Below are 6,884 nucleotides of genomic sequence, written 5' to 3'. Positions count from 1 at the left end.
CGGCGGCGGGGGGCGATCGCGGGGGGATTTCCGCCCCCCGAGCCCGAGTCCGGCTGCGCACGGCCGCGGCCGGAACGCGTGGCCGGGTCGCACGTCCTTGGCCGACGGACCGCAACGGAACCGGCGTTCAGCCGGTGACCTGCCGGTAGGAGTACACGGTCGTCGCCACCGCGCACACGCCCGGCGGGATCACCTCCGCGCGCAGGGTGCCGGTCCCGGTGTCGTAGTCGACGCCCTCCGCCTCGAAGGTGCCGCTGCAGACGCTGGAACGGGGCAGCGCGAACAGGCTCGTCACCGAACCGGTGACCGGCCGCCCGTCCAGCCCGTGCGACCGGTCGACCTGGAGCAGTGGCCGGATCTCGGGGAACAGGCTGCCCGAGGCGTCGTCCGAGGCGCACACCAGACGGGTGCCGGTGACGAAGTCGCAGCCCTGGATGTCGCGCACCGGCCGGTCCAGGGTGATCTGCCCGGCCTGCGGCAGGTCACCGCCCCTGGGCGGGGTGGACGGGTTGAGCAGGGGAGCCGGGAAGACCTGGAGCCTGTTCTGGTCGCCCCACTCGCCCGACACCAGCCACTGCCCGTCGGGCGAGACCGCGGCGAAGGAGTTGTTCACCTTCTCGCCCGGGTCCAGCCGGTGGGTGTAGTCGTAGCGCTGTCCGGACGGCGTGGTGACCTCGTACATCTTGGACGTGGCCGTGTCCGCGCCCTGGTAGGCGTCGAAGACGTAGCCGCGCGCGATGTCCGGGTCACCGACGTGGTTCCAGCCCTTGACCCGCAGGTCCAGGGGGATGTCGAGGAGCCCGCGGTGGAGCAGCGAGCCGTCCGCGCGGCTCGCCAGGCCCTGCCCGCCGCCCAGTGTGCCGGTGTACGACGTGTCCGTCCGCTCCCAGTGCGCCTGCCCGGACGCGAAGGCGCTCGGGGCGCCGAGGGCCAGGGCGGCCGCCAAGGCGGTGACGGAGAACAGCTGACGCTTAATCATGAACCTGCCAAATCAACGAAGATGGGGTTCGAATACAACCACGTATCGGCCCACGGGTCACCGTTGCCGGGCTCGTGGGAGATCGGTCCGTGCGGGTCCACGGAAGCGCCCGGATGCCCCCCGCCGTCCCGGTTGCCGTTGCCGTTGCCGTTGCCGCTGCCGTTGCCGCTGCCGACGCTGCCGCGCAGCCGGACACGTCCTCGGTCTGTACGGCCTTGCTGCCGGGCGCCTTGCAGGCGTCGCGGCCGGTCACCGGACCGCGCACCGCGCCCCGGATCACATCCACGCAGCACCGGCGCGGCGCCGTGCCGCCCGGCTCGTCGTAGTCGGCGGGCGCCCGCCACGGGGAGGGCCTGGGAACGGCGGTGAGCAGGGGTTGGACGAGCAGGCCCTCGCCGTCGTCACCCGAAGCGTCGGCCGCCTGGCGCGGCGGCACCGTTGTCGTACAGCCCGGCGCCCGCGCGCCCGGCCGGACTGCCGTCGCTCACGCGTTGCAGAATTCCGTGCTCCCGGAACTCCCGGTTGAGGCCGCCCCGATGACCCGGCGTGGACTCGATGGCCGCCCGACGGTCCGTCAGGGTGCCGTTGCCGTTGCCGTTCCGTTGCCGTTGCACGGGAGTACTCGCACTGTATGAGGGCCTTGGTCCGGCGGCCCGGCAGGGCGTGGGCGACGCAGTCCTCGAGCGGCGTGCACCAGGGGCGGGCGATGTCGGAGCCGTCGTCGGTCGCCGCCCGGTCCGGCTCGGCGGCCCCTCGTACCGGACCGCCGCGCCGGATCGCGCCGGCGCACCCGGCCCGCCGCCGCGTCGTGGCACGCCCCGTGGCCGGACTCGCCGCCCAGTGACCGGACCACGACCGAGGGGTGGTTCCTGTCGCGCAGCACCGTCCGCGAGACCCGTGACGACGGTCAGCCGTGCGACCGCTCGCCGGGACGCACGACGTCCGTGAGGTCGAACTCGGCGGCCAGGCGGGAGGCCTTGCGGATGCCGAGGGGCCGCCCGCCCGGTCATCCTTGGAGGAGGCGGGCGTCGAGGCGGTCCTGGCGGGAGAGGTGCAGTCGTGAAGCTGACGATTCTGGGCGGTGGCGGATTCCGTGTTCCGCTCGTGTACGGGGCGCTGCTGACGGACCGCGGCGAGGGGCGGGTGACGGAGGTCGTCCTGCACGATCCGGACGACGGCCGGCTGCACGCGGTCGCCCGTGTGCTGGCCGAACAGGCGGCGACCGTCGCCGACGCCCCTCGCGTGACCGCCACGACCGGCCTCGACGAGGCCCTGCGCGGCGCCGACTTCGTGTTCTCGGCGATCCGGGTCGGCGGCCTGGCGGGGCGGGCCGACGACGAGCGGGTGGCACTGGCGCAGGGCGTCCTCGGCCAGGAGACGGTGGGCGCGGGCGGCATCGCCTACGGTCTGCGGACCGTGCCGGTCGCCGTCGACATCGCCCGCCGGGTGGCCCGGCTGGCTCCCGACGCCTGGGTCATCAACTTCACCAACCCCGCGGGCCTGGTCACCGAGGCCATGTCCCGCCACCTCGGCGACCGCGTCATCGGCATCTGCGACTCTCCGGTCGGCCTCGGCCGCCGCATCGCCCGGGTCCTGGGCGCCGACCCGAACGAGGCCTGGATCGACTACGTCGGTCTCAACCACCTCGGCTGGGTCCGCGGTCTGCGGATCGCCGGCCGCGACGAACTCCCGCGTCTGCTCGCCGACCCCGACCTGCTCGGCTCCTTCGAGGAGGGCAGGCTCTTCGGCACCGACTGGCTGCGGACCCTGGGCGCGATCCCCAACGAGTACCTGCACTACTACTACTTCAACCGCGAGGCCGTAAGCGCCTACCAGCAGGCCGAGCAGACCCGCGGCGCCTTCCTGCTCGACCAGCAGGCCCGCTTCTACGAGGAGATGCGCGACCCCGGCGCGGCCGCCCTCGCGGCCTGGGACCGCACCCGCGCCGAGCGCGAGGCCACCTACATGGCGGAGAACCGGGAGACGGCCGGCGCCGGTGAGCGCGACGCCGACGACCTCTCCGGCGGCTACGAGAAGGTGGCGCTGGCGCTGATGCGGGCCATCGCCCGCGACGAACGCACGACGCTGATCCTGAACGTGCGCAACGAGAGCACGCTCTCCGTGCTCGACCGCGACGCCGTGATCGAGGTCCCCTGCCTGGTCGACGCCAACGGCGCCCACCCGGTCGCCGTCGACCCGCTGCCCGGCCACGCCACCGGCCTGGTGTGCGCGGTCAAGGCGGTCGAGCGCGAGGTGCTCGCCGCCGCCGGGTCCGGCTCCCGTGCGACGGCCGTGAAGGCCTTCGCGCTGCACCCGCTCGTCGACTCCGTGAACGTGGCCCGTCGGCTGGTCGAGGGGTACACCGCGGTGCACCCCGGCCTGGCCTATCTTGAGTAAGCGCTTTCACCCCCGCTTCCAGGAGACCCCATGCACGACGAACGCCGCCGGATCGAGGAGCGCGTCGAGCGCCTCCACAACCAGCGCATCAAGCCCGCGATCCACGCCGCCACCGCCCCCTTCGAGGTCGAGGCCTGGCAGGCCCCGGGGGAACCGGTGTCCTTCGAGGAGGCGGCGGCCGCCCCGTACGAGCCCTTCGCGATGGACACCCCGTGGGGCCCGCCCTGGGGCACCACCTGGTTCCGGATGCGCGGACGGGTGCCCGACGCGTTCGCGGGCCGGCGCGTCGAGGCCGTCATCGACCTCGGCTTCGTCGGCGACTGGCCCGGCAACCAGGCCGAGGCCCTCGTCCACCGCACGGACGGCACGCCGCTGAAGGCCGTCAACCCGCTCAACCAGTACGTGCCGATCGCCCACCCTGCGGCGGGCGGGGAACAGGTCGACTACCTGGTCGAGGCCGCCTCCAACCCGGACATCCTCGCCGACGGCTTCGCCGCCCCGACCCCGCTCGGCGACGTGCTCACGGCCGGCGACAAGCCGCTCTACACCTTCCGGCGCGCCGACATCGCCGTCCTCGACGAGCAGGTCTGGCACCTCGACCTCGACGTCCAGGTGCTGCGCGAACTGATGCTGGAACTCGGCGAGCACGACCCGCGCCGGCACGAGATCACGCATGCGCTCGACCGCGCGATGGACCTGCTGGACCTGGACGACATCTCCGGCTCGGCCGCCGAGGTGCGCGCCGCCCTGAAGCCCGTCCTGTCGAAGCCAGCGAACGCCAGCGCGCACATCGTCTCCGGTGTCGGCCACGCGCACATCGACTCCGCCTGGCTGTGGCCGATCCGCGAGACCAAGCGCAAGACGTCCCGTACCTTCTCCAACGTCACGTCCCTGGCCGACGAGTACGAGGAGTTCGTCTTCGCCTGCTCGCAGGCCCAGCAGTACGAGTGGGTGCGCGACAACCACCCGCACGTCTGGGCCCGCATCCGGGAGTCCGTGAAGAAGGGCCAGTGGGCGCCGGTCGGCGGCATGTGGGTCGAGGCCGACGGCAACCTGCCCGGCGGCGAGGCGATTGCCCGCCAGCTGATCCACGGCAAGCGATTCTTCATCGAGCACTTCGGCATCGAGACCAAGGGGGTCTGGCTGCCCGACTCCTTCGGCTACAACGCCGCCTACCCACAGCTCGCCAGGCTCGCCGGCAACGAGTGGTTCCTCACCCAGAAGATCTCCTGGAACCAGACCAACCCGTTCCCCCACCACACCTTCTGGTGGGAGGGCATCGACGGCACCCGCATCTTCACCCACTTCCCGCCGGTCGACACCTACAACGCCCGCTTCAGCGGCGAGGAGATGTCCCGCGCGGTGCGCAACCACCGCGACAAGGGCGGCGCCACCCGCTCGCTCGCCCCCTTCGGCTGGGGCGACGGCGGTGGTGGCCCCACCCGCGAGATCATGGAGCGCGCACGGCGGCTGAAGGACCTCGAGGGCTCCCCGAGGGTCGAGATCGAGCACCCCGACGCGTTCTTCGCGAAGGCCCTCGCGGAGTACCCGGACGCCCCGGTGTGGGTCGGCGAGCTGTACCTGGAGCTGCACCGCGCCACCTACACCTCCCAGGCCCGCACCAAGCAGGGCAACCGCCGCTGCGAACACCGGCTGCGCGAGGCCGAGTTGTGGGCGACCACGGCCGCCCTGCACGCGCCGGGCTACGCGTACCCGCACGAGAAGCTCGACCGCCTGTGGAAGACCGTGCTGCTGCACCAGTTCCACGACATCCTGCCCGGGTCGTCGATCGCCTGGGTGCACCGCGAGGCCGAGGCCGAGTACGCCCGGGTGGCCGGGGAACTGGAGCGGCTCACCGCCGCAGCCGTGGCCGCGCTGGGCGCGGGCGGGACGCGCGTCTTCAACACCAGCCCGTACGACCGCGCCGAGGTGGTCCGCACGGCGGACGGCACACCGGTGTACGCCGAGGTGCCCGCGAGCGGCAGCGCCCCCCTCACCGGCGCCGAACCCCCGGCGCCGGTCACGGTGTCCGGGCGCGTCCTCGACAACGGCCTGGTCCGGGTCCGGGTGGCGGAGGACGGCACCCTGTCGTCCGTACTCGATCTGCGGGCGAACCGTGAAGTCCTCGCGGGCCGGGGCAATCTGCTGCGCCTCCACACGGACCTGCCCAACCACTGGGACGCCTGGGACATCGACAAGCACTACCGGAACCGGTACACCGACCTCCTGGAGGCCGACTCGGTCACCGTCGTCGAGGACGGCCCGCTGGTCGGCGCGATCCGCGTCGCACGCTCCTTCGGCAAGGGCTCGACGATCACTCAGACGATCACCGTCCGGGCCGGCAGCCCCCGGATCGACTTCGAGACCGAGATCGACTGGCACGAGGCCGAGAAGATCCTCAAGGCGGCCTTCCCGGTGGACGTCCGGGCCGCGCACTCCTGCGCGGAGATCCAGTTCGGCCACGTCCAGCGGCCCACCCACACCAACACCAGCTGGGAGGCGGCCCGCTTCGAGGTCCCCGGCCACCGCTGGGTGCACATCGGCGAACCCGGTTACGGCGTCGCCGTCAGCAACGACTCCACCTACGGCCACGACGTCTCCCGCACGGTCCGTGAGGCGGGCGACGCGAGATGGCGGTCCCCCCGGCCGGAGGCTGGGGGAGGAACCACCACCACGGTCCGCCTCAGCCTGGTCCGCGCCCCGCGCGTCCCCGACCCCGGTGCCGACCAGGGCCGGCACCGCCTCACGTACTCCCTGCTGCCCGGAGCGGACATCGAGGACGCGGTCGCCGAGGGCTACGCCCTCAACCTGCCGCTGCGCGTGACGGATTCGGCGGGCGCGCCCGAACCCGTCGTGACCGTCGACGGCGACGGCCTGACCGTCGAGGCGGTCAAGCTCGCCGACGACGGCTCGGGCGACGTCGTGGTACGGCTCTACGAGTCCCGCGGCGGCCGCGCGAGCGGAGTGCTGCGCGCCGGGTTCCGCCTGGCGGGCGCCCAGGTCACCGATCTGCTGGAGCGGCCCCTGGAGCCGGTGCCCGTCGCCGACGGCGCGGTCGCCGTCGCACTGCGGCCCTTCCAGATCCTGACGCTGCGCCTGCGACGGGACGCGGCGAGCTGAACCATGCTCCGGCAACCCTGGTTCACCGACGGCAAGTTGGGGGTCTTCGTCCACTGGGGCATCTGCGCCCTCGACGGTGTCCAGGAATCGTGGTCGTTCTACGACGGCATCGTGCCCCGCGACCGGTACGTGTCCCGGCTCGACCGCTTCACGGCCGTCCCGCTGCGACCCCCCTGACTCGGCGAAGCCGTTCGCCCGCGCGGGTGCCGGGTACGCCGTGCCGACCGGCCGGCACCACGACGGCGTCGCCCTGTGGGACACCGCCCACGGCAACCTGAACGCAAAAGGGGCGGCCCCGGGCGGGCCCGCTCTACGCGCCGGGGGGCCCCAATACCCCCCGCGGGGGGGGGGGCGCGCGGCGGGGGCGGGGGGGGGGGGGGCGCGCGGG

The 6,884-nt window shown here is 73.2% G+C and carries 4 protein-coding genes and 2 pseudogenes; 4 read left to right on the top strand and 2 right to left on the bottom strand.

Translation table 11 applies throughout. From position 1 onward, the window contains the following. Positions 1-127: 127 nt before the first annotated feature. Both ACFW2E_RS37865 and ACFW2E_RS37860 read right to left on the bottom strand, forming a co-directional pair. Positions 128-976, bottom strand: a complete 849-nt coding sequence (locus ACFW2E_RS37865) for a hypothetical protein (protein WP_384473888.1) — start codon at positions 974-976, stop codon at positions 128-130. A 416-nt stretch (positions 977-1,392) separates the two neighbouring features. Continuing rightward, positions 1,393-1,877: pseudogene (locus ACFW2E_RS37860) on the bottom strand (glycoside hydrolase family 2 TIM barrel-domain containing protein); the annotation flags it as partial. 15 nt (positions 1,878-1,892) lie between these two features. On the opposite strand from ACFW2E_RS37860, the gene ACFW2E_RS37855 reads away from it, so the two are divergent. The 4 genes and pseudogenes from ACFW2E_RS37855 to ACFW2E_RS37840 all read left to right on the top strand — a co-directional run. After that, positions 1,893-2,042 (top strand): hypothetical protein, encoded by a 150-nt coding sequence (locus ACFW2E_RS37855; protein WP_384473885.1) that lies wholly within the window; start codon positions 1,893-1,895, stop codon positions 2,040-2,042. Then, a complete protein-coding gene (locus ACFW2E_RS37850) occupies positions 2,039-3,376 on the top strand; it encodes a 6-phospho-beta-glucosidase (RefSeq protein ID WP_384473882.1) in 1,338 nt (445 codons plus the stop codon). Before ACFW2E_RS37855 ends, ACFW2E_RS37850 begins: the two co-directional genes overlap by 4 nt. Before the next feature lie 30 nt (positions 3,377-3,406). After that, positions 3,407-6,496, top strand: a complete 3,090-nt coding sequence (locus tag ACFW2E_RS37845) for an alpha-mannosidase (RefSeq protein WP_384473879.1) — start codon at positions 3,407-3,409, stop codon at positions 6,494-6,496. A gap of 3 nt (positions 6,497-6,499) precedes the next feature. Continuing rightward, a pseudogene (locus tag ACFW2E_RS37840) lies at positions 6,500-6,776 on the top strand (alpha-L-fucosidase); the annotation flags it as partial. Between the last annotated feature and the right edge of the window lie 108 nt (positions 6,777-6,884).

This window comes from Streptomyces sp. NPDC058964 (assembly GCF_042741275.1).
Lineage (GTDB): Bacteria > Actinomycetota > Actinomycetes > Streptomycetales > Streptomycetaceae > Streptomyces.
The sequence above is the reverse complement of the archived record's forward strand: the minus strand, read 5'-3'. Positions and strand labels throughout refer to the sequence as shown.

Bases quoted from the DNA above. Each gene is read 5' to 3' on its own strand.
- ACFW2E_RS37845 (WP_384473879.1), top strand. From the start codon at position 3,407: ATGCACGACGAACGCCGCCGGATCGAGGAGCGCGTCGAGCGCCTCCAC.